Below are 21,447 nucleotides of genomic sequence, written 5' to 3' on the forward strand. Positions count from 1 at the left end.
TGCCATATGACCGGACCATGGACACTCGCATCGATACCTCTTCGCTCGCCGTCGCTTCGGCGGACACCATCGCCATCTCCAACGTCAATCTCTCATTGGGCACGGGCGCGGCACGCGTTCACATCCTCAAGGATATCAGCTTGCGAGTCGGCCGGAGCGAGACGGTCGGCCTGATCGGCCCGTCAGGCTCGGGCAAATCAACGCTGCTGATGGTGATGGCGGGGCTGGAGCGTCCTGATAGCGGAGAGGTGGTGGTCTCAGGGACGCCTTTCAATGCCCTCGACGAGGACGCGCTGGCGCGCTTCCGCGGCCGCCAGGTCGGCATCGTCTTCCAGTCCTTTCATTTGATCCCGACCATGACCGCGCTGGAGAATGTCGCGGTGCCGCTCGAGCTTGCCGGCAATCCCGATGCCGCCAAGCGCGCGGCAGAGGAGCTGCAATCCGTCGGGCTCGGCGACCGCCTGCATCATTATCCGACGCAGCTCTCGGGCGGCGAGCAGCAGCGCGTCGCGCTGGCCCGCGCGCTGGCGCCCGATCCCGCCATCCTCGTCGCCGACGAGCCGACCGGCAATCTCGACGAGGCCACCGGACAACAGATCGTCGACCTCCTGTTCAGCAAGCACGCCGAGCGCGGCATGACCTTGGTGCTGGTGACGCACGATTCCTCGCTGGCGCATCGCTGCGATCGCGTGATCCGCCTGCGCTCGGGCCGCATCGACACGCAGTCTGCACCGGCATGAGCACGGCGGCCGAACCGTTCGCCAAGCCGGGCGGCGTCGCGCTGTCGCTGCGTTACGCGCTGCGGGAATTGCGCGGCGGCCTGCGCGGCTTCTACGTCTTCATCGCCTGTATCGCGCTCGGCGTCATGGCCATCGCCGGCGTTGGCTCGGTATCGGCGAGTCTCTCCGACGGCCTTGCCCGCGAGGGCCGGACGCTGCTCGGCGGCGACGTCTCCTTCGTGCTGTTCCAGCGCGAAGCGAAACCCGAGGAGGTCGCCTTCCTGCGCTCGCGCGGCACGGTGTCGACCGCCACCACCTTGCGCGGCATGGCGCGCGCGGCCGACGGTCAGCTCGCACTGGTCGAGATGAAGGCGGTCGACGACACCTACCCGATGCTGGGCCGGCTGACGCTGGCGCCACAATTGCCCATGTCCGACCTGCTCGCGGAGCGCGACGGCGCGTTCGGCGCGGCAGCCGACCCGACGCTGCTGGCGCGGCTGTCGCTGAAGACCGGCGACCGTGTCACGATCGGCTCGGCGACCTTCCAGATCCGCTCGACGGTTGAAGCCGAGCCCGACAAGCTCGCCGGCGGCATCGGTTTCGGCCCGCGCTTCCTGATCAGCGAGGCCGCGCTGCGCGCCACCGGCCTGATCCAGCCCGGCAGCCTGGTGCGCTGGGTCTACCGGGTGAAGCTGCCTGACACCGCCAACAACGAGCGCGCCACCGAAGCCTTCATCGCGGATGCGCGCAGCGCGGCGCCGCAGGCCGGCTGGGAGATCCGCAGCCGCTCCAACGCTTCGCCGCAGCTCGAACGCAACATCAGCCGCTTCACCCAGTTCCTGACCCTGGTCGGCCTCGCGGCGCTGCTGGTCGGCGGTGTCGGCGTCGCCAATGCCGTGAAGAGCCATATCGACCGCCGGCTCGAGGTGATCGCGACCCTCAAGGCCGTCGGCGCCACCGGTCGCGACGTGTTCGGCATCTATCTGGCGCAGGTTCTCGTGCTCGCGGGCGTGGGCTCGGCGATCGGCCTTGCGCTCGGCGCCGCCATGCCGTTCGCCATCGTCGGCCTGTTCGGCAAGCTGCTGCCGCTGCCGGTGGTGCCGGCCGTGCATGCCGACGAGCTCGCGCTGTCGTTCGTCTACGGCCTCCTGACCGCGCTGGCCTTCGGCCTGTGGCCGCTCGGACGCGTCCACGACGTGCCAGTGGCGGCGCTGTTCCGCGACACCATCAGCTCGGAATGGCACCGGCCGCGCGCGGGCTATGTCGTGTTCATGGGCGTGGTGATCGCGCTGCTGATCACCGTGGTGATCGGGCTCTCCTTCGACAAGCGGATCGCCGCGGTGTTCGTGGCCTCCTCCGTCGTCGTGTTCGCGCTGCTGCGCGGCATTGCCGCCCTGCTGATGGCGATCGCGCGGCGGCTGCCGCGGACGCGGCTGCCGATGCTGCGGCTCGCGATCGCCAACATTCACCGGCCGGGCGCGCTGACGCCCTCGGTGGTGCTGTCGCTGGGGCTCGGGCTCGCCGTGCTCGTCACCATCACCCAGATCGACGGCAATCTGCGGCGGCAGTTCCTGGCGGCCCTCCCCGATCAGGCGCCGTCGTTCTTCTTCATCGACATTCCGAGCGCCCAAGCCGCACCGTTCGACGACTATCTTCGCAAGATCGCGCCCGGCGCGAAGGTCGAGGACGTGCCGATGCTGCGCGGACGCATCGTCGCCGCGCGCGGGCTGCGCGCCGAGGAGCTCAAGCCGTCGACCGATTCCGAATGGGTGCTGCAGAGCGACCGCGGCCTGACCTATACCGCCGAGCTGCCCAAAGGCTCCAAGGTGGTCGAGGGCGAATGGTGGAGCGCCGATTATTCCGGCCCGACGCTGGTCTCGATGGAGAAGAAGATCGCCGACGGACTGGGCCTCAAGCTCGGCGACGAGATCGTGGTCAACGTGCTCGGCCGCGACATCCCGGCCAAAATCGGCAATCTGCGCACCATCGACTGGCAGGGACTCGGCATCAACTTCGTTCTGGTGTTCTCGCCGAACGCCTTCAAGGGCGCGCCGCACACCCATATCGCGACACTGACGGAACCTGGCGGGAATGCGACAGCCGACGGCAAGATCATCAAGCAGGTCGCCGATGCCTATCCGATGGTGACGAGCGTGCGGGTGCGCGAGGTGATGGAGACGGTCGGCTCGGTGGTGACCAATCTGGCGCTGGCGATTCGTGGCGCCAGCGCGGTGACCCTGATCTCGGCGATCCTGGTGCTGGGCGGGGCGCTCGCCGCCGGTCATCGCCACCGGGTCTACGATGCCGTGATCCTGAAGACGCTGGGCGCGACGCGGCTGCGGCTGCTGGGCGCCTATGCGCTCGAATACCTCCTGATCGGGCTCGCCACCGCGTTGTTCGGCGTGATCGCCGGCAGCGTCGCGGCCTGGATGATCGTGACGCGGCTGATGACGCTGAGCTTCGTCTGGCAGGCCGGCAGCGCGGCCGGGGTCGTGGCGGCCGCGCTCGTCGTCACCGTCGGGCTCGGGCTCGCGGGCACGCTGCTGGCGTTGAACAAGAAGCCCGCCACGGTGTTGCGGAATTTGTGACAAAATGTAGCGGGGGGCAGCACGGATGCGGAATCGCACGATTCCCGCGATTAACCACGACTGCTCGTCAGGTTCGCGTCAGGATTGCCGCCAAGGGCGACATTCAGCCGCGCGTGGAAGGTTGCAGCGAATGTGTTAGTTTCCCACATATCGAGTGGGTTCGGAGCCCCGATCGTTAGCCAAAATTTAGTCGGCTGGTGTCGGTATCCGAGATAGAATTTGACGAACCGGCGGCATGGCGACCCTCGTGCCGGACCGGACCAACCAACGGGAATTCGACCATGTCGGACCTAGACCGTAACTACGCTTCTCCTTTCGGCAGGGCCGCCGGGCGTGTTGACGCCGCGACGGTCGATGCCGGCCTGCGCGCCTATATGCTGCGCATCTACAATTACATGAGCATTGGCCTGGCCATCACCGGCCTTGCCGCGCTCGGCGTCTACATGGCCGCCGTGACCGACGTTCCGACGGCGGACGCGGTCCGCGTCGGCAAGCTGTTCCTGACGCCGTTCGGCTACGCCATGTTCGTCAGCCCCCTGAAGTGGCTGTTCATGCTCGCGCCGCTCGCCATGGTGTTCGTGATCTCGGCGGGCATCAACCGTCTCGCCCCCTCGACCGCCCAGGTCCTGTTCTGGGTGTTCGCGGCGCTGATGGGCATCTCGCTGTCGTCGATCTTCCTGGTGTTCACGCACACCTCGATCGTGCGGGTGTTCTTCATCACCGCGGCGACCTTCGGCGCGCTGAGCCTCTACGGCTACACCACCAAGCGTGACCTGACCGGCATGGGCTCGTTCCTGTTCATGGGCCTGATCGGCATCGTTCTCGCCAGCCTGGTGAACCTGTTCCTGGCCAGCTCGATGCTGCAGTTCATCGTGTCGGTGGTCGGCGTGCTGGTGTTCTCGGGCCTCACCGCCTGGGATACCCAGCGGCTGAAGAACGACTACATCTACGGCTATGCGTCGGCCGGCGGTGACATCGCAGAGCGTTCGGCCATTACCGGCGCGCTGTCGCTGTACCTGAACTTCATCAACCTGTTCACGCTGCTGCTGCAGCTGCTCGGCCAGCGCGAGTAGGCGACGGACCAGAGCGAACGACACCAACCCCGGCCGCGAGGCCGGGGTTTTTGTTTGGGCTGTGGTCTATCCCCGTCATTGCGAGGAGCCCTTGCGACGAAGCAATCCAGAGTCCCTCCGCGGATGCATTTCTGGATTGCTTCGCTTCGCTCGCAATGACGGTGCTGAGGCCGCCGGGGCCCTTCCAGCGCCTCCCGGAACCCTCTAATCTCCCCCCATGTCCGCACCCGAAATCAGGCCCACCACCGAGGCCGACCTTCCCGCCATCACCGCCATCTATCAGCAGGCCGTCCGCGAGGGCACCGCGACGTTCGAGTTGGAGCCTCCCGATCTCGCCGAGATGACGCGCCGCTACCGCACGCTGATCGACGGCGGCTATCCCTATTTCGTCGCCATTATCGAGGGACGCGTGGCCGGCTACGCCTATGCCGGCGCCTATCGGCCGCGGCCGGCCTATCGCTTCACGGTCGAGAACTCGATCTATCTCGATCCTTCCTTCCACCGCCGCGGTATCGGCTCGTTGCTGCTGGAGCGGCTGGTTGCCGAATGCGAGGCGCGCGGCTTCCGCCAGATGATCGCGGTGATCGGCGATTCCGCCAATGCCGGATCGATCGGCGTGCACACCAGGGGCGGCTTCAGGATGATCGGCACGCATCCCAATGTCGGGCTGAAATTCGGCCGCTGGCTGGATACGGTGATGATGCAGCGCGACCTCGGCGAGGGCGCGACAACGGTGCCGGGGAAGTAGGTCTCGCAGGGTGGGCAAAGCGACTTGTCCGCCGTAGCTCGAAGAGCGAAGGCGGAAGCGTGCCCACGATTTGCGGCGATCGAAAAAGGACGTGGGCACGGCGCTTTGCGCCTTTGCCCACCCTACGCCACTACGGCACTTTGTCCGTCTAAACCACCGCCAGCTTCCGATCGATCACCAGCAGCACCCGCTCCAGCTCGTGGCCGCGGCGCAGGATCAGGCCCGTTGCCGAGATCACGCTGTACATGCCCTGCTTGCGCACCAGGCGCGGGTCCTTCTCGATGCGATAGATCGGCACTTCCGAGGCGCGGCGATAGACCGAGAAAACGGCGCGGTCCTTCAGGAAGTCGATGGCGTAGTCGCGCCATTCGCCGTCGGCGACCATGCGCCCATAGAGATTGAGAATACGGTGCAGCTCGAGCCGGTTGAACGTCACCCTGCTCGGTTGCGCATTCGCGGCGGGGCGCGCCGCCGCGCGCTGCTCGCTCGGATCGGCATCCTCCGACATCAGACTCATGGAGAGCCTCCTCATCGCACGACTTTACCCCAGGTCCCGCGAACCGTCCCCGGAACCGGATCATGACAAGGACATGATTGCGCCAACCGTTCCTCCCCGCAAGGGCCCTTGATGGAACCCGGTGCCTGCTTTCAACCGGTCGAATCGGGTGCGATTTCCGGCACACGCAAAGGTGGAACTCTGTCGCGGCAAACCGTCACGGGATCGTTAGCAGGAATCATAGTATCGCCGCTTTTCCGCCTAGCGACTGCCGCCCTGCACTGCGAAAAGATTCGCGTGCGTTGACCCGGTCCTTTCGGTTCCGGATTCCTCAGCCCCCAGCCCCCCGGGGTCGAACAGGATCGGGTCTGTACGCACGACAAGGAGGGCCAACGCAAGTTGGTCCTTTTTTGTTTGTGGCGGGAGGTTTCCGTTGTCTCAATCATTCCGGGGCGCACGAAGTGCGAGCCCGGAATCCATTTCTCGTCTCAGCAAGTGGATCGATGGATTCCGGGCTCGCGCCAAGTGGCGCGCCCCGGAATGACGAGAGGCTGATTGTCTTGAGACCTCTGCGCCTTCAATGCAGCGAGGTGTACGCTGCGCCGAGCATCGGGCCCGGTCGTTCGCGGCTGCCGTCCTGGACGTAGACCACCGCGCCGTCGACGCCATCGCGCGTGAGGTTCTCGATCGGCACCGTCCAGCTTTCCGGACGGCCGGTCCAGTCACCGACCTTGAGCAGGTTGCGCACCACGTTGTGATAGGTGACCTGCTGCCCGCGATTCTCGCCGCGGGTGATCGCGATCGGCACCGACTTGGCGATCGAGCAGATCCAGACCTCGCCATGCGAGACGGCCGGCTCGTTGCTCGCGGCGACCGACACGTTGATCTGCTTGCCCGCGAGCGACATCGTCACCGGCACGCTCATCACGCCCGTCCCCTTGTCGGTCTTGCCGATCGCATTCTCGATGCCGGCACGATCGCTGCCGACGACATGGGTGGAGCCGTTGACCACGACCTGCGGGGTATAGACCTCGCGGTCGCCGCGCATCTTCGAATAGGCGCGCTGCCGCGCAGAGAAACGCGAATCCGCCAGCGTGTCCTTCCAGCCGAGATAGTCCCAATAATCGATCGGCATGCTCAGCGCGATGATCGACGGATCTTTCGAGAGATCGCCGATGATCTGGTCGGCGGGCGGACAGGACGAGCAGCCCTGCGAGGTAAACAATTCGACAACGGCGCGGGGCTCGGCTTCGGCAGGACGAATGACGGCGACGATCGCACAGATGCCGAGAGCGCCCGACCAGAGAGCACCGGACCAACGTGAAACCAGATGAGAAGCCGTCATTGTTGTCATGTCGAACGCCGCACACCATTGCTCGTGGGAAGGGAGATCTTATCGCCGGATGGTCACCGTAGTCTTACGGGGCGCAGCACACCCGACCGTCCGGGCGAACCGTCCAAAGGGGAGGTTTTCCGCCCGGCGGGCCCATCTGGAGCATGCCGCAAACGCGCGAAGGCGGCCTTGTGATAGGCCGCCTTCGTTCAGTCTTCTACTCACTTCGCAGTGAGCCATCGTTCACAAATCCGCGCTTACGCCGCGAGCTTGCGCAGCACGTAGTGCAGGATACCGCCGTTGCGGTAGTAGTCGAGCTCGTCCAGCGTATCGATGCGGCAGAGCAGCGAAACGCGCTGCAGCGAGCCGTCGCCGGAGACGATCTCCGCGGTCAGCTTCTGGCGCGGCTTGAGGTCGCCGACGAGGCCGCGCAGCGTGACCTTCTCGTCGCCCTTCAGGCCGAGCGAGGACCAGGAGGTGCCGTCCTCGAAGGTCAGCGGCAGCACGCCCATACCGACCAGGTTGGAGCGATGGATGCGCTCGAAGCTCTGGCAGATCACGGCGCGCACGCCGAGCAGACGCGTGCCCTTGGCCGCCCAGTCGCGCGAGGAGCCGTTGCCGTATTCGGCACCGGCGAACACCACCAGCGGCACCTTCTCTTCCTGATACTTCATCGCGGCGTCGTAGATCGACATCTGCTCGCCGTCGGGCCAGTGCTTGGTGAGGCCGCCTTCCGGAATGTTGCCGTCGGCGCCCTTGAGCATGAAGTTCTTGATGCGGATGTTGGCGAAGGTGCCGCGCATCATCACTTCGTGGTTGCCGCGGCGCGTGCCGTACTGGTTGAAGTCGGCGGGACGCACCTGGTGCTCGCTGAGATATTTGCCCGCGGGCGAGGTGAGCTTGATCGAACCGGCCGGCGAGATGTGGTCAGTGGTGATCTTGTCGCCGAACATGGCGAGGATGCGCGCCTCGACGATATCGGTGACCGGCTCCGGCTCCTTCTTCATGCCGTCGAAATAGGGCGGGTTCTGCACGTAGGTCGAAGACATGTTCCAGCGATAGGTCTCGCTCTCGACCGTCTTGATCTTGCGCCAATTGGTGTCGCCCTTGAACACGTCGGCATATTTCTTCTTGAAGATCGACGCGGTCACGAACTTCTTCATGAAGGCGTTGATCTCCTTCGTCGTCGGCCAGATGTCCTTCAGATACACCGGCTTGCCGTCCTTGCCCTCGCCGAGCGGCTCGCTGGCGAGATTCTTGGTGACGCTACCGGCGAGCGCGTAGGCAACGACCAGCGGCGGCGAGGCCAGATAGTTGGCCTGCACGTCCGGCGAGACGCGGCCTTCGAAGTTGCGATTGCCGGAGAGCACGGCGGCCGCGACAACGCCGTTGTCGTTGATCGACTTCGAGATCTCCTCAGGCAGCGGACCGGAATTGCCGATGCAGGTGGTGCAGCCGAAGCCGACCAGGTTGAAGCCGACCTTGTCGAGATGGGGCTGCAGGCCGGAATTGGCGAGATATTCCGCCACCACCTGGCTGCCCGGGGCGAGCGAGGTCTTCACCCACGGCTTGGCCTTGAGGCCCTTCGCCGCGGCGTTGCGCGCCAAGAGGCCGGCGCCGATCAAGACGCTCGGATTCGAGGTGTTGGTGCAGGAGGTGATCGCGGCGATCACGACGTCGCCATGGCCGATATCGAAGTTCTTGCCTTCGACCGGGAAGCGCTTGGTGGGCTCCTCGGCCTTCTTGTACTCGCTGCCGAGCGCAAGCGAGAAACCCTCCGCGACGGTTGGCAGCGCGATGCGGCCTTCGGGACGCTTCGGGCCCGCCATCGACGGCACGACGTCGCCGAGGTCGAGGGTCAGCGTTTCCGTGAACACCGGATCGGGCGACTTGGCGGTGCGGAACAGGCCCTGCGCTTTGGCATAGGCCTGCACCAGCGCGACGCGCGCCGAGGCGCGGCCGGAGGTCTTGAGGTAGTCGAGCGCGGCGGCGTCCACCGGGAAGAAGCCGCAGGTCGCGCCGTATTCGGGCGCCATGTTGGCGATGGTCGCCTTGTCGGCGACGGAGAGATGGTCGAGGCCGGGGCCGAAGAACTCGACGAACTTGCCGACCACGCCGAGCTTGCGCAGCATCTGCGTCACGGTCAGCACGAGGTCGGTGGCGGTGACGCCTTCCTTCAGCGCGCCCTTCAGCTTGAAGCCGACGACATTGGGCAGCAGCATCGACAGCGGCTGGCCGAGCATGCAGGCTTCCGCCTCGATGCCGCCGACGCCCCAGCCGAGCACGGCCAGACCGTTGACCATGGTGGTGTGGGAATCGGTGCCGACGAGCGAATCAGGATAGGCCACCTCGAAAGTGCCGGTCTTCTTGCCGACCGTCATCTTCTCCTTCTTGGTCCAGACCGTCTGGGCCAGATATTCGAGATTGACCTGGTGGCAGATGCCGGTGCCGGGCGGCACGACGGAGAAGTTCGAGAACGCCTTCTGGCCCCACTTCAGGAACTCGTAGCGCTCCTGGTTCTGCTTGTATTCCTCGGTGACGTTCTTGCCGAAGGCCTTGTTGTCACCGAAGAAGTTCACGATCACGGAGTGGTCGATGACGAGGTCGACCGGCACCAAGGGATTGATCTTTTCGGCATCACCGCCGAGCTTCTGCATCGCGTTGCGCATCGCGGCGAGGTCGACCACCGCGGGCACGCCGGTGAAATCCTGCATCAGCACGCGCGCCGGGCGGAACGCGATCTCGTGCTCCAGCGATTTCTTGCGCAGCCATTTGGAGACGGCGACGATGTCCTCTTTCTTGACCGAACGGCCGTCCTCGTTGCGCAGCAGGTTCTCGAGCAGGACCTTCATCGAATAGGGAAGTTTGGAAATCCCCTTCAGACCATTCTTCTCGGCCGTGGGCAGGCTGTAATAGACGTAGGTCTTGGCGCCGACCTTGAGGGTCTTTTTGCATTTGAAGCTGTCGAGCGAGGTCATGTAGGAATCCCAATTGTTAGCTATACCCGGCAGGGTATCTTAACACCGTCAGCGTATCAGGCTGGGCCGCTTGCAGGGGCAGGTTGAGTTGCTGCATCAAGTAGTTCCGGGCTTATAGAAGCTTTCTAACCGCGCCGCCACAGCCACAATCGTGCCGCAGCAATCGCGAGCCAAAAATTCCCATGCGCTACCCCAAGTTTTCCTGAGGCCCGGCTTTGACTGAACTGAAACGAGGCGAGATGCGGCTCTCCGGACACGGAGTCGCCTGCGTGCGGGGCGGCCGCCAGGTGTTTGCCGGGCTCGATTTCGCCGCGGTCTCCGGCGAGGCCGTGGCGGTCGTCGGCCGCAACGGCTCGGGCAAGACCTCGCTGCTGCGGCTGATCGCGGGCCTGCTGGTGCCGGCCGGCGGCCAGATCGCGCTCGCGGGCGGCGATGCCGAGCTGACGCTGCCCGAGCAGTGCCATTATCTCGGCCACCGCGACGCCCTGAAGCCGGCCCTCAGCGTCGCTGAAAATCTGACCTTTTGGGCTGATTTCCTGGGCGGCGAGCGCGGTGACGCCGCCGCGACCCTCGCCACCGTCGGGCTCGACCATGCCACCCATCTGCCTGCGGGCTTCCTCTCCGCGGGCCAGCGCCGCCGGCTGTCGCTGGCGCGCCTGCTGACCGTCCGCCGCCCGGTCTGGCTGCTGGACGAGCCGACCAATGCGCTGGACGTTGCCGGCCAGGACATGTTCGGCGGCCTGATGCGCGAGCACCTGTCGCGCGGCGGCCTCATCGTCGCAGCGACCCATGCCCCGCTCGGAATCGAATCGCGGGAGCTGCGGATCGGGGGTGTGGCGTGATTTCAGGGCACCCTCAGCTTTCCGAGCGGCTGGGCACCGGCCTCTCCGTTCCCTCCCCCCTTGTGGGGGAGGGCCAGGGAGAGGGGTGCCACACGGCGTGCTCTGTCGCTTCAAGCCCTTCGGAAGACCGCCCCAAACGGACGTCTCGCCCGGGGCCACCCGTCTCCCCCGCCCTCTCCCGCAAGGGGGGAGGGAGCGCAGCTTGCCGGCGGGGAGAGCCGGGCTCACAAGGCTACCCAACGGCCGGAAGGCGCACCCGATGACCGCCCTGTCCGCCCTCATTCGCCGGGACATCCGGATCGCGCTCCGCGTCGGCGGCGGGGCGCTGATCGGGGTGCTGTTCTTCCTGACCGTGGTGGTGCTGATGCCGTTCGCGGTCGGGCCGGATCTGGCGCTGCTGTCGCGGCTGGGGCCGGCGATCCTCTGGCTCGGCGCGCTGCTGGCGAGCCTGCTGACCCTGGACCGGCTGTTCATGGCCGACCACGAGGACGGCTCGCTCGACCTGATCACGATGAGCCGGACGCCGTTGGAACTCGCCTGTGCCGCCAAGGCGCTGGCGCATTGGCTGGCGGCGGGCCTGCCGCTGATTGTCGCAACCCCCGTGCTCGGCCTCCTGCTCAACCTCGACATGGTCGCGACCGGGGCGGTGGCGCTGACGCTGCTCGCGGGCACCCCGGCGCTGACGTTCACCGGCATGATCGGCGCGGCGCTGGCGGTGACGCTGCACCGCGGCGGCCTGCTGATGGCGGTGCTGGTGCTGCCGCTGTCGATCCCGGTGCTGATTTTCGGCGTGGCGGCCTCGCAGGCCGTGATCGTCGGTCCGATGACGTTCGGCGCGCCGTTCTCGATCCTGTGCGCGCTGTCGCTGGTCAGCCTCGTGATCGGCCCCTTCGCAGCCGCAGCGAGCCTGCGGCACGGGCTCGATTGAGATGCGCGCGACCGGCCTTGACCCCGATCAACTTTCGCCCCTCGCTTTCGTGCTGATTGCCTGAGCGGCCATCGATGATTATCAGGGTACCATGACACTGATCGACCTCGCCAACCCCACGCGGTTCCTCGCGCTGACAGCGCGGGTCCTGCCGTGGCTCGCGGCCGCGACCGTCGTCCTGCTCGCGATCGGTCTCTATCAAGCCGCGCTCGCGCCCGACGACTACCAGCAGGGCGCGACGGTGAAGATCATGTTCATCCACGTGCCCAATGCCTGGCTGTCGATGTTCGTCTGGGGCGTGATGAGCATCGCTTCGCTCGGCACGCTGGTGTGGCGGCATCCGCTCGCCGACGTCGCCGCCAAGGCGGCCGCGCCGATCGGCGCCGCCTTCACCTTCCTGGCGCTGCTCACCGGCTCGCTGTGGGGCCGGCCGATGTGGGGCACCTATTGGGAATGGGATGCGCGGCTGACCTCGGTGCTGATCCTGTTCCTGATGTATCTCGGCCTGATGGCGCTGTGGCGCGCGGTCGACGATCCCTCGCGCGCGGCACGCGCGGCCGCGGTGCTGACCCTGGTCGGCGCGCTGAATTTGCCGATCATCAAATTCTCGGTGGACTGGTGGAACACGCTGCACCAGCCGGCCTCGGTGATGCGCATGGGCGGATCGGCGCTCGACAAATCGTTCCTGATTCCACTCCTGGTGATGGCGATCGCCTTCACGCTGCTGTTCGTCACGCTGCATCTGGCGGCGATGCGCAACGAAATCCTGCGCCGCCGCGTCCGCTCCCTGCAGATGATGCAAGCGAGCCGCGTCGCATTTTCGAGCGAGATGGGCGCCGGCTCGCACGGACAAAACGCGTCGAACGAAGTTGGAGCCGCATGATCATGTCGCTTGGTCCCTATGCATCCTTCATCGTGACGTCCTATGCGGCGGCGGCCCTCGTGGTCGCGATCCTGATCGGCTGGATCGCGCTCGACTATCGCAACCAGACGCAGCGGCTGCGCGAGCTGGAGGAGCGCGGCATCACGCGCCGGTCCGGCCGCAGCGCCACGGAGCTGCGATGAGCGATCAACCCGCCGCAGCGCCGCAGCGCCGCACCTTCCTGATGGTGCTGCCGCTGATCGCCTTCATTGGACTGGCGCTGCTGTTCTGGTTCCGGCTCGGCAGCGGCGATCCCTCGCGGATTCCCTCGGCGCTGATCGGCCGTCCCGCGCCGCAGACCGCGCTGCCGCCGCTCCAGGGATTGCAGGACAACGGCGCGCAGGTGCCCGGCCTCGATCCCGCCGCGTTCAAGGGCAAGGTCAGTCTCGTCAATGTCTGGGCGTCCTGGTGCGTGCCGTGCCACGACGAGGCGCCGCTGCTGACCGAGCTGGCAAAAGACAAGCGCTTCCAGCTGGTCGGCATCAATTACAAGGACGCATCCGACAATGCGCGGCGCTTCCTGGGGCGCTACGGCAACCCGTTCAGCCGCGTCGGCGTCGACGCCAACGGCCGCGCCTCGATCGAATGGGGCGTCTATGGCGTGCCGGAAACCTTCGTCGTCGGCCGCGAGGGCACGATTCTCTACAAGCTGGTCGGCCCGATCACGCCGGACAATCTGCGGACGGTGTTGCTGCCGCAGATGGAGAAGGCGTTGAAGGCTGCCGGAAGCTAGCGCCGCCCTCGTGCCACAGGCTCAACTGTCATCGCCCGACTTGATCGGGCGATCCAGTATTCCAGAGACGTCAGTCGTATACGGAGAAGCTGCGGCGTACTGGATGCCCCGGTCAAGCCGGGGCATGACGGCGAAATGGGGAGCGACGTTTCGTCCTACCCCTTGCTGATGTCCCCCGCCTCGGCCTCGCTCCTCTCCAGCGACACCGGCGCGAGGTGGTAGCGCTTGGTCAGCGGCATCTGGGCGATGGCGAAGATCATGGTCAGCGGGGTGACGCCGAACACCTTGAAGTTCACCCAGAAGTCCGTGCTTTGCGTGCGCCAGATGATCTCGTTCAGCACCGCCATGCCGGCGAAGAACAGCGCCCAGCGCAGCGTGAGGATGCGCCAGCCCTGCGGCGTCAGGTTGAACACCTGGTCGAACATCACGGCGATGAAGGAACGGCCGAACAACAGGCCGCCGCCGAGGATCGCCGCGAACAGGCCATAGATGATGGTCGGCTTGAGCTTGATGAAGGTCTCGTCGTGCAGGACCAGGGTCAGCGTGCCGAACACCAGCACGATCACGCCCGTCACGATCGCCATGATCGGAATGTGGCGAGTCACCACATAGGAAGCGACCATCGCAACTGCGATCGCCACCATGAAGGCCCCGGTCGCGGCGAACAGATTGAACTTCGCGTTGACGAAGAAGAACACGAGCAGCGGACCGAGCTCGGTCGCCAGCTTGAACAGCGGATGCGGCTGGGTCTTGTCCATTACCTGACCTTCTTTGCTGTCATCCCCCGCGAAAGGCGGGGGATCCAGTATTCCAGAGCCAGCGCGGCTGAACCGAGAAGCTGCGGCGTACTGGATGCCCCGCCTTCGCGGGGCATGACGAGGAAACCTACGATTCGATTCCGGCGATGGCGCGGGCGAAGTCGCGCGCGGTGAACGGCGCGAGATCGTCGACGCCTTCGCCGACGCCGATGAAATGCACCGGCAGCTTGAACTTCTCGGCGAGCGCCACCAGAATGCCGCCGCGCGCGGTGCCGTCGAGCTTGGTCATCACCAGGCCGGTGACCCCGGCGGTGCGGTGGAAGGCCTCGACCTGCGACAGCGCGTTCTGGCCGACGGTGGCGTCCAGCACCAGCAGCACCGCATGCGGCGCGGTCGCATCCACCTTGCGGATCACGCGCACGACCTTTTCGAGCTCGTTCATCAGCTCGGCCTTGTTTTGCAGACGCCCGGCGGTGTCGATCAGCAGCACGTCGACGTTCTGCTCCTTGGCCGCGGTGAGCGCATTGAAGGCAAGGCTTGCGGAGTCCGAGCCTTGCGCGCCCGCGATGACGGGCGTCCTGGTCCGCTCGCCCCACACCTTGAGCTGCTCGATCGCCGCTGCGCGAAAGGTGTCGCCGGCGGCCAACATCACCTTGCGGCCTTCGGATGCGAATTTTTGCGAGAGCTTGCCGATCGTGGTGGTCTTGCCGGAGCCGTTGACGCCGACCACGAGGATGACGAACGGCTTTTTGGCCGCATCGATCTCGAGCGGCTTCGCCACCGGCGCCAGCACCTTCTCGACCTCGGTGGCGACGACGTCCTTGACCTCGTCGGCCGAGATCGCCTTGTCATAGCGGCCGGTGCCGACCGCGTCCGCAATTCGGACCGCGACGGAGGTGCCGAGATCGGCGCGCAGCAGCACGTCCTCGATGTCGTCGAGCATGGCGCGGTCGAGCTTGCGCTTGGTGACGAGGTCGGCGACCGCGGTCCCGAGCGAGGACGAGGTGCGCTTCAGCCCGTTGGACAGGCGGCGCCACCAGCTCAGCTTGGGGGGATCTGACGTGGTATCGTTCATGGCGGGGGTGTGTTAGCCGTTCCGGCCCATAAACGAAAGTCTTGACCGAAAGTCCTGCGATTGCTCGATGTTCCCCAACTGACGGCTGACGAGATCCTGGCCCGCGTGCTCCATCGCGACGGCCTGATGCTGGTCATCGACAAGCCGGTCGGCCTGCCCGTGCATCGCGGCCCCAAGGGCGGTCCCAATCTGGAGGATTCCTTCGACGCGCTGCGCTTCGGCCTGCCGCGGCCGCCGGTGCTGGCCCACCGGCTGGACAAGGACACCTCCGGCTGCCTCGTGCTCGGCCGCCATCGCAAGGCAACCGCCTCGCTCGGCCTGCTGTTCAAGCACGGCAAGATCGGCAAGACCTACTGGACCGTGGTCGAGGGTGGCCCCACTGAAGACGAAGGCACCATCGACTTAGCCCTGGGACGGCTCAACGCCGAGCGCGGCTGGTGGCAGAAGCCGGATCCGGAAGGCCAGAAGGCCGTCACGAATTGGAAGGTGATGGGCCGCGGCGACGGCTTCACCTGGCTTGCAATGGAACCGGTGACGGGACGGACCCATCAATTGCGGGTGCATTCGTCAGCCACCGGCTGGCCGATCTTCGGCGATAACATTTACGGCAACGGCCCGCGCTTCGGCGAGCCGAAGCTGCACCTGCATTCCCGCGAGATCGTGGTGCCGATCTCCCGGAACAAGGAGCCGATCCGCGTCGTGGCGCCGGCCCCGCCGCATATGCATGAGAAGCTGAGGGCTTGCGGGTGGAACGGGGAGTAGGTGTCTATCCTCATGGTGAGGAGGCCGCGTAGCGGCCGTCTCGAACCATGAAGGCCCCAATCGTTGCCGCCATCCTTCGAGACGCCCGCTTTCAGCGGGCTCCTCAGGATGAGGAGCGGTGGTCGGAAGGAGCGTCGCGCTCAGCTACCGCCCCATGGTTTACGAAACCTTCAGTCCTCGTCCCTCATGATCGCGGTTGCTTAGAACAAGCTTCCGTCACTTCGCTCAGGACGAGCAACGCGTCATGTCCACGGCCGGGCTATCGATCATCGACGAGGTCGAATCCGCGATTCGCGCCGGCTCACCGGAAAAAGGCCTGGCAACGGCCCGCCGGGTCACCGATCTGTTCCTCACCTCCGCCGGCAGTTTCGACGACGAGCAGATCGCGCTGTTCGACGAGGTGCTCGATCGCCTGATCGGCACCATCGAGCTGCGCGCGATCGCCGACATGGGCGCACGCATCGCGCTCGCCGAGATCAGCGCGCAGCTGGCGCCGGTCGCGCAGGCGCCGCCCTCCGTGATCCGACGCCTCGCCGGCAATGACGAGATCCGCATCGCCGGTCCCGTGCTGCAGGAATCCGCCCGCCTCGACGACGGCGAACTGGTGAAGATCGCCTCCAGCAAGGGCGAGCCGCATCTGCTCGCGGTGGCCGGCCGCTGGTGGCTGAAGGAGATCGTCACCGACGCGCTGCTGGCGCGCCGCTATCCCAGCGTCAGCCGCAGGCTCGCCGCCAATCCCGGCGCGCGCGTCTCCGGGACCGGATTTGCGCTCATGGTCGGGCAGGCCGAGGCGGATCCGGAGCTTGCCGTCAGCGTCGGCGTCCGCGTCGACCTGCCGTCGGAGCTGCGCCGCCGATTGCTGCGCTCGGCCACCGATGCCGTGCGCGCCCGCCTGTTGTCGTGCGCACCGCCGCATCTGTTCGAGGAGATCCAGAGCGCGATCGCGGCCATCGCCGTCGGCGTCGAGCGCGAGATGTCGGGCGTGCGCGATTTCGAAGGCGCCAAGCGCGCCATCGCAGGCCTCAAGGCCACCGGCCAGCTCAACGAGGCGACGTTGCTCGGCTTCGCTAGGCAGCGCCGTTACGAGGAGACCGCCGCCGCCCTGGCCGCCCTGTCCGGATCGACCATCGAGGTGATCCGTCCGCTGATGCAGAGCCTGCGCGACGACGGCCTGTTGGTGCCGTGCAAGGCCGCGCAACTCAGCTGGGAAACCGCCATCGCCGTGCTCGAAAGCCGTTTTGCCACCGGCGCGATGAAGCCGGCGGACCTCGCGCGAGCGCAAGCGCACTACGCGCGCATGACGCCGGAGAATGCAAAGCGGACGCTGCGGTTCTGGCAGGTCAGGGCGTCGTAGGGGCGCGCTATTCGCCAAACGAACGGTGTCATCCCCCGCGAAAGCGGGGGATCCAGTATTCCAGAGACGTCGGTGAGATGCGGAAAAGCCGCGGCGTACTGGATCGCCCGGTCAAGCCGGGCGACGACACCGACTATGAGGTGAGCCGCTCGCCATCGCTGCCGGTAATCTTGCGCGATACCACGCTTCCAACACACTCGCCCGCAATCGCCACGGGAAAATAGTGCTCCGTGCGGCCCTGCTCCTCACTCTCGATCAGCACCTCGCGCGTCGCGCCGATCTCCGCCTGCAGCCGCTTGCGCAGCGCCGCTTCGCCCGCCGCGCGCAGCCGCTTCGCACGTTCCTTGATCGCCGGCCCCGCAACTTGCGGCATCCTTGCGGCCGGCGTGCCGGGGCGGGGCGAATAGGGGAAGACGTGCAGGAATGTCAGGCCGCATTCTTCGACGAGATCGAGCGAACGCGAGAACATCTCATCCGTCTCGGTCGGGAAGCCTGCGATGATGTCGGCGCCGAACACGACGTCGGGGCGCAGGCGGCGGACCTGGTCGCAGAACGCGATCGCGTCCTGCCGCGAATGCCGCCGCTTCATGCGCTTCAGGATCATGTCGTCGCCGGATTGCAGCGACAGGTGCAGATGCGGCATCAGGCGCGGATCGTCAGCGATGGCATCGAGCAGATCGGAATCCGCCTCGATCGAATCGATCGAGGAAATGCGCAGGCGCTTCAGCTCCGGCACGTGCCGCAAAATCTGCTTGGTCAGCAGGCCAAGCTTCGGCGCGCCCGGCAGGTCGGCGCCGTAGCTGGTGAGGTCGACACCGGTCAGCACGATCTCGGCATGGCCGCGCATGGCCAGCGTCCGCACCTGCTCGACCACCGCGCCCATCGGCACCGAGCGCGAATTGCCGCGGCCATAGGGGATGATGCAGAAGGTGCAGCGATGGTCGCAGCCGTTCTGCACCTGCACGAACACGCGCGGCAGGCCGCTCGCATAACCGTCGACGAGATGCGGCGCCATCTCCCTGATCGCCATGATGTCGCTGACGGCAATCTTCTCGTGGGCGCCGAGGTCTAAAGCGCTGCGCGTCTCCTGCCACGCGGAAGCGCGCATCTTGTCGTCATTGCCGAGGACGCGATCGACCTCGGCCATGCCGGCGAACATCGCCGCTTGCGTCTGTGCCGCGCAGCCGGTGACGACGATGCGCGCACCGGGCCGTTCGCGCTTCAACTTGCGGATCGATTGCCGCGCCTGCGCCACCGCCTCGTTGGTGACGGCGCAACTGTTGATGACGATGGTGTCTTCGAGCCCTGCCGCTTCGGCCTCGCGGCGCATCACCTCGGCCTCGAAGGCGTTGAGGCGGCAGCCGAAGGTGACGATGTCGACGGCCATCAAGCGACCGGCGCGAACAGCGCCGGATCGAATCTGCCCTCATATTCGAAGGTCGCGGTGCCCGTCATCAGCACGTGGTCGTCGCGCTCGCGCCATTCGATGCCGAGCTTGCCGCCGGGCAGCGTGATCTCGACATTGCGCTCGGCACGCTTCAGCCGGGCCGCGGCGACCGCCGTGGCGCAGGCCGCCGAGCCGCAGGCCCTGGTCAGGCCGGCACCGCGCTCCCAGGTGCGGATCGTGATGTGCTTGTCATCGACGATATGGGCCAGCGTGATGTTGGCGCGCTCCGGGAAGATCGGATGGTTTTCCAGCAGCGGGCCGAAACGCTCGAGATCGTAGCCGTCGACATCGTCGACCCAGAAGATCGCGTGCGGATTGCCCATGCTCACCACGGAGGGCGAATGCAGGATCGGATTGTCGATCGGCCCGATCTGCAATTCGATGTAGCGGGTGTCGCGGAACTCTTCCGCCAGTGGGATATCCTGCCAGCCGAACTTCGGCGCACCCATGTCCACCGTGTAGAGATCCGGCGACGGCCCCTGCCAGGCGTTGAGCAGGCCCGCAGCCGTCTCGAACGTCGCCGCGGTCTGCCCGTTCTTCTCGAAGATGCGCCGCACCACACAGCGCATGCCGTTGCCGCAGGCGCCGGCCTCCGAGCCGTCATTGTTGTAGATGCGGATGAAGGCCTCGGTGCCGTCGAGCCGCGGCTTCTGCAGCACCATGAGCTGGTCGTAGGCCACGCCGCCGTTCGCGGACGCCACCGCGCGGGCGTCGTCCGGCGTCACCCGGCCTGCGGAATCGCGCATGTCGACAACGACGATCTCGTTGCCGATGCCGTTCATCTTGGCAAATGCGTGGTTGGCCAGCGCGCTCATGAAAAATCCCGAATTTCGCCCGTCTTATATGGCGATCCTTGCCGGCTTGACCAGTGATTTGCGGTCGGGCGCATGACGCATCTGTCATGGGACGGATTCGGCACTCGCGTGTTAGAACGGCGCCGCTCGCCGCGAACCGGGATGCGGGGCCGGGCTAAAGCCGGATTTGGGCCTTGGTGGGCAAGGTCTTGGTGATTGAGGGCCTTGGTGGTCAAGGCCTTGGTAGGTTAAGGCCTCGGGGAGAATAAAATGATCAGGTTTCGTCGTCTTGCTCTGGCCGCGCTGATCCCGGCAGCGGCCTTGTCGCTTGGCCTGCCTGAGGTTCTGGCACAAGCCCCGAGCCCGGCACCGGCCGCCTCGGCAAGTCCCTCGCCGGCCCCGCCGGCGGCCCCCTCCCCGGCCGCGAGCGCGTCGCCGGCACCTGCGGCCGCACCATCGCCAGCAGCCAGCGCCTCGCCCGCGCCTGCGGCAACGCCGTCGCCCGCAGCCAGTGCCTCACCCAGCCCGGCAACACCGCCGCCTGCCGCCGCCACAACCCCCGCCCCGGTGCAGACCGCCGATCCGTTCGGCCTGGAGACCACGCTCGAGGCCAGGAAGGTCGTCATGGTCAAGGGCACCGCGAACTGGGACTCGGCCTTCGACACGCTGATCGACGCATTCAAGGCGCTGAACACGCTCCTGGACAAGCAGGGCATCAAGCCGGCCGGCAATGCGATGATCGTCTACACCTCGACCGACGACACCGGTTTCACCTTCCTGGCCGAGATCCCGGTCGAGCAGGACCCCAAGAACCTCGCGAAGGACATGAGCATCGGCAAATCGCCGGAGGGCAAGGTGCTGAAATTCGTCCATCGCGGCTCCTACGACAACATGGACAACACCTACGAGGCGATCACCAATCACCTCGACGACAAGAGGCTGGAAGCCAAGGACACCTTCATCGAGGAATACCTCACCGATCCCCTGAAGACCGCTGAAGACAAGCTCGTGATCAACGTTTTCGTGCCGCTGAAATGAGAGTCATGAAGAACCCTGCCGTCCTTGCCGTGTCCCGTGCCGCCGTTGTTGCCGCCGCGCTGCTGACAGCGCCCGCGCTCGCCGATGATTTTCCGTCCGCCATTTCGGTGAGCGGCGAAGCCAATGTCTCCGTGGCGCCGGATCTCGCGCAGATCGACGCCGGCGTCGCCAACGACGCCAAGACGGCGAAGGATGCCTCCGACGCCAACAATGCCGCGATGGGCAAGGTGCTGCTGGCGCTGAAGAGCGCTGGCATCGCCGAGAAGGATTACCAGACCTCGCGCCTGTCGCTGCAGCCGCAATACGGCCAGAACAAATCCACCGGCGCATCCCCGGTGGTCGGCTTCCGTGCCAGCAATCGCGTCACCGTCAAGATTCGCGACGTCACCAAGGTCGCCACCATCATCGACACGCTGGTCGGCGCCGGCGCCAACGACATCGGCAACATCTCCTTCGAGGTGACGCAGGCCTCGAAGCTGCTCGACGATGCGCGCGAGCAGGCAGTCGCGGACGCCCGCCGCAAGGCGGAGGTCTATGCCAGGGCCACCGGCGTGACGCTGGGCGCGCCGCTCAGCGTCACCGAGGGCGGCGGCCCGGTGCCGCTGTTCAAGGGCCGCATGGCAGCGCCAATGGCTGCAGCACCGCAGGCGGCGGTGGCACCCGGCGAGGAGACGCTATCGGTGACGGTGAATGTGAGCTGGGCGATCAAGCCGGGACAGTAGGTCTCGTGTCCCGGACGCGCTGCGGCACGCAGTGACGCTGCGCAGAGCCGGGACCCGGTAGGCCGCACGGCACATCGCGGCGACATGGGCCCCGGCTCAGCAGCGCATCACTGACGTGCTGCGCTGCGTCCGGGGCA

At 66.2% G+C, this 21,447-nt stretch carries 20 protein-coding genes; 13 read left to right on the plus strand and 7 right to left on the minus strand.

The features are described 5' to 3' along the window. Window positions 1–17: 17 nt before the first annotated feature. The 4 genes from D6B98_RS33560 (at window position 18) to D6B98_RS33575 (ending at window position 5,128) form a co-directional block, all read left to right on the plus strand. Window positions 18–740 (plus strand): ABC transporter ATP-binding protein, encoded by a 723-nt coding sequence (locus D6B98_RS33560; RefSeq protein WP_126261299.1) that lies wholly within the window; start codon window positions 18–20, stop codon window positions 738–740. Further along, window positions 737–3,307, plus strand: coding sequence for an ABC transporter permease (locus tag D6B98_RS33565; RefSeq protein WP_126261300.1), 2,571 nt, complete (start codon window positions 737–739; stop codon window positions 3,305–3,307). Before D6B98_RS33560 ends, D6B98_RS33565 begins: the two co-directional genes overlap by 4 nt. A gap of 281 nt (window positions 3,308–3,588) precedes the next feature. Next, window positions 3,589–4,380: a Bax inhibitor-1/YccA family protein gene (locus D6B98_RS33570; RefSeq protein WP_126261301.1), complete on the plus strand. Its 792-nt coding sequence runs from the start codon at window positions 3,589–3,591 to the stop codon at window positions 4,378–4,380. Between the two features lie 217 nt (window positions 4,381–4,597). Beyond that, complete coding sequence (locus D6B98_RS33575; RefSeq protein WP_126261302.1) at window positions 4,598–5,128, plus strand: GNAT family N-acetyltransferase; 531 nt, start codon at window positions 4,598–4,600, stop codon at window positions 5,126–5,128. A 148-nt stretch (window positions 5,129–5,276) separates the two neighbouring features. Here the strand turns inward: D6B98_RS33575 and D6B98_RS33580 are convergent, their stop codons facing one another. The 3 genes from D6B98_RS33580 to acnA form a co-directional block, all read right to left on the minus strand. Further along, entirely contained in the window at window positions 5,277–5,645 is a 369-nt protein-coding gene (locus tag D6B98_RS33580; protein ID WP_126261303.1) for a DUF2794 domain-containing protein, read from the minus strand. 556 nt (window positions 5,646–6,201) lie between these two features. Next, complete coding sequence (locus D6B98_RS33590) at window positions 6,202–6,978, minus strand: DUF1223 domain-containing protein (RefSeq protein ID WP_126261305.1); 777 nt, start codon at window positions 6,976–6,978, stop codon at window positions 6,202–6,204. Window positions 6,979–7,214: 236 nt separating this feature from the next. Beyond that, window positions 7,215–9,935: an aconitate hydratase AcnA gene (acnA, locus tag D6B98_RS33595; protein ID WP_126261306.1), complete on the minus strand. Its 2,721-nt coding sequence runs from the start codon at window positions 9,933–9,935 to the stop codon at window positions 7,215–7,217. 239 nt (window positions 9,936–10,174) lie between these two features. Here acnA and ccmA point away from each other — a divergent pair, with 239 nt between their 5' ends. The 5 genes from ccmA to D6B98_RS33620 all read left to right on the plus strand — a co-directional run bounded on the left by ccmA (window position 10,175) and on the right by D6B98_RS33620 (window position 13,360). Beyond that, on the plus strand, window positions 10,175–10,777 hold the full coding sequence (ccmA, locus tag D6B98_RS33600) for a heme ABC exporter ATP-binding protein CcmA (protein ID WP_126261365.1): 603 nt from the start codon (window positions 10,175–10,177) through the stop codon (window positions 10,775–10,777). A gap of 259 nt (window positions 10,778–11,036) precedes the next feature. Beyond that, the gene (gene ccmB / locus D6B98_RS33605; protein WP_028150494.1) at window positions 11,037–11,705 is read left to right on the plus strand and encodes a heme exporter protein CcmB; all 669 of its coding nucleotides are present in this window, start codon (window positions 11,037–11,039) and stop codon (window positions 11,703–11,705) included. 91 nt (window positions 11,706–11,796) lie between these two features. Continuing rightward, window positions 11,797–12,588 carry a heme ABC transporter permease gene (locus D6B98_RS33610; protein WP_126261307.1) on the plus strand — a complete coding sequence of 264 codons (792 nt, stop codon included), beginning with the start codon at window positions 11,797–11,799 and terminating at the stop codon, window positions 12,586–12,588. Then, entirely contained in the window at window positions 12,585–12,770 is a 186-nt protein-coding gene (gene ccmD, locus D6B98_RS33615) for a heme exporter protein CcmD (protein ID WP_126261308.1), read from the plus strand. Before D6B98_RS33610 ends, ccmD begins: the two co-directional genes overlap by 4 nt. After that, window positions 12,767–13,360 (plus strand): DsbE family thiol:disulfide interchange protein, encoded by a 594-nt coding sequence (locus tag D6B98_RS33620; RefSeq protein WP_126261309.1) that lies wholly within the window; start codon window positions 12,767–12,769, stop codon window positions 13,358–13,360. Before ccmD ends, D6B98_RS33620 begins: the two co-directional genes overlap by 4 nt. A 155-nt stretch (window positions 13,361–13,515) precedes the next feature. On the opposite strand, the gene D6B98_RS33625 is transcribed toward D6B98_RS33620, so the two are convergent. Both D6B98_RS33625 and ftsY read right to left on the minus strand, forming a co-directional pair. Then, entirely contained in the window at window positions 13,516–14,118 is a 603-nt protein-coding gene (locus tag D6B98_RS33625; protein WP_126261310.1) for a septation protein A, read from the minus strand. 127 nt (window positions 14,119–14,245) lie between these two features. After that, window positions 14,246–15,193 carry a signal recognition particle-docking protein FtsY gene (gene ftsY / locus D6B98_RS33630; RefSeq protein ID WP_126261311.1) on the minus strand — a complete coding sequence of 316 codons (948 nt, stop codon included), beginning with the start codon at window positions 15,191–15,193 and terminating at the stop codon, window positions 14,246–14,248. Window positions 15,194–15,253: 60 nt separating this feature from the next. On the opposite strand from ftsY, the gene D6B98_RS33635 reads away from it, so the two are divergent. Both D6B98_RS33635 and D6B98_RS33640 read left to right on the plus strand, forming a co-directional pair. Next, window positions 15,254–15,955, plus strand: a complete 702-nt coding sequence (locus D6B98_RS33635) for an RluA family pseudouridine synthase (protein WP_164719044.1) — start codon at window positions 15,254–15,256, stop codon at window positions 15,953–15,955. Window positions 15,956–16,199: 244 nt separating this feature from the next. After that, a complete protein-coding gene (locus D6B98_RS33640) occupies window positions 16,200–17,309 on the plus strand; it encodes a DUF2336 domain-containing protein (RefSeq protein ID WP_126261312.1) in 1,110 nt (369 codons plus the stop codon). Window positions 17,310–17,442: 133 nt separating this feature from the next. Here the strand turns inward: D6B98_RS33640 and mtaB are convergent, their stop codons facing one another. Then, window positions 17,443–18,696 (minus strand): tRNA (N(6)-L-threonylcarbamoyladenosine(37)-C(2))-methylthiotransferase MtaB, encoded by a 1,254-nt coding sequence (gene mtaB, locus D6B98_RS33650; protein WP_126261314.1) that lies wholly within the window; start codon window positions 18,694–18,696, stop codon window positions 17,443–17,445. Next, window positions 18,696–19,571 (minus strand): diaminopimelate epimerase, encoded by an 876-nt coding sequence (dapF, locus tag D6B98_RS33655; protein ID WP_126261315.1) that lies wholly within the window; start codon window positions 19,569–19,571, stop codon window positions 18,696–18,698. Before dapF ends, mtaB begins: the two co-directional genes overlap by 1 nt. Before the next feature lie 249 nt (window positions 19,572–19,820). On the opposite strand from dapF, the gene D6B98_RS33660 reads away from it, so the two are divergent. Beyond that, window positions 19,821–20,588, plus strand: a complete 768-nt coding sequence (locus tag D6B98_RS33660; protein ID WP_126261316.1) for a GyrI-like domain-containing protein — start codon at window positions 19,821–19,823, stop codon at window positions 20,586–20,588. Between the two features lie 5 nt (window positions 20,589–20,593). After that, a complete protein-coding gene (locus tag D6B98_RS33665) occupies window positions 20,594–21,310 on the plus strand; it encodes an SIMPL domain-containing protein (protein WP_164719045.1) in 717 nt (238 codons plus the stop codon). The last annotated feature ends 137 nt before the right edge of the window (window positions 21,311–21,447 follow it).

The sequence above is a fragment of the Bradyrhizobium sp. LVM 105 genome, assembly GCF_003957705.1.
Classification (GTDB): Bacteria; Pseudomonadota; Alphaproteobacteria; order Rhizobiales; family Xanthobacteraceae; genus Bradyrhizobium; species Bradyrhizobium frederickii.

Bases quoted from the DNA above. Each gene is read 5' to 3' on its own strand.
- D6B98_RS33575 (WP_126261302.1), top strand. From the start codon at position 4,598: ATGTCCGCACCCGAAATCAGGCCCACCACCGAGGCCGACCTTCCCGCC.
- ftsY (WP_126261311.1), bottom strand. From the start codon at position 15,193: ATGAACGATACCACGTCAGATCCCCCCAAGCTGAGCTGGTGGCGCCGC.
- D6B98_RS33640 (WP_126261312.1), top strand. From the start codon at position 16,200: ATGTCCACGGCCGGGCTATCGATCATCGACGAGGTCGAATCCGCGATT.
- D6B98_RS33625 (WP_126261310.1), bottom strand. From the start codon at position 14,118: ATGGACAAGACCCAGCCGCATCCGCTGTTCAAGCTGGCGACCGAGCTC.
- D6B98_RS33590 (WP_126261305.1), bottom strand. From the start codon at position 6,978: ATGACAACAATGACGGCTTCTCATCTGGTTTCACGTTGGTCCGGTGCT.
- D6B98_RS33660 (WP_126261316.1), top strand. From the start codon at position 19,821: ATGATCAGGTTTCGTCGTCTTGCTCTGGCCGCGCTGATCCCGGCAGCG.
- D6B98_RS33565 (WP_126261300.1), top strand. From the start codon at position 737: ATGAGCACGGCGGCCGAACCGTTCGCCAAGCCGGGCGGCGTCGCGCTG.
- mtaB (WP_126261314.1), bottom strand. From the start codon at position 18,696: ATGGCCGTCGACATCGTCACCTTCGGCTGCCGCCTCAACGCCTTCGAG.
- D6B98_RS33580 (WP_126261303.1), bottom strand. From the start codon at position 5,645: ATGAGTCTGATGTCGGAGGATGCCGATCCGAGCGAGCAGCGCGCGGCG.
- D6B98_RS33620 (WP_126261309.1), top strand. From the start codon at position 12,767: ATGAGCGATCAACCCGCCGCAGCGCCGCAGCGCCGCACCTTCCTGATG.
- dapF (WP_126261315.1), bottom strand. From the start codon at position 19,571: ATGAGCGCGCTGGCCAACCACGCATTTGCCAAGATGAACGGCATCGGC.
- ccmA (WP_126261365.1), top strand. From the start codon at position 10,175: ATGCGGCTCTCCGGACACGGAGTCGCCTGCGTGCGGGGCGGCCGCCAG.
- ccmB (WP_028150494.1), top strand. From the start codon at position 11,037: ATGACCGCCCTGTCCGCCCTCATTCGCCGGGACATCCGGATCGCGCTC.
- D6B98_RS33560 (WP_126261299.1), top strand. From the start codon at position 18: ATGGACACTCGCATCGATACCTCTTCGCTCGCCGTCGCTTCGGCGGAC.
- D6B98_RS33610 (WP_126261307.1), top strand. From the start codon at position 11,797: ATGACACTGATCGACCTCGCCAACCCCACGCGGTTCCTCGCGCTGACA.
- ccmD (WP_126261308.1), top strand. From the start codon at position 12,585: ATGATCATGTCGCTTGGTCCCTATGCATCCTTCATCGTGACGTCCTAT.
- D6B98_RS33570 (WP_126261301.1), top strand. From the start codon at position 3,589: ATGTCGGACCTAGACCGTAACTACGCTTCTCCTTTCGGCAGGGCCGCC.
- acnA (WP_126261306.1), bottom strand. From the start codon at position 9,935: ATGACCTCGCTCGACAGCTTCAAATGCAAAAAGACCCTCAAGGTCGGC.
- D6B98_RS33665 (WP_164719045.1), top strand. From the start codon at position 20,594: ATGAAGAACCCTGCCGTCCTTGCCGTGTCCCGTGCCGCCGTTGTTGCC.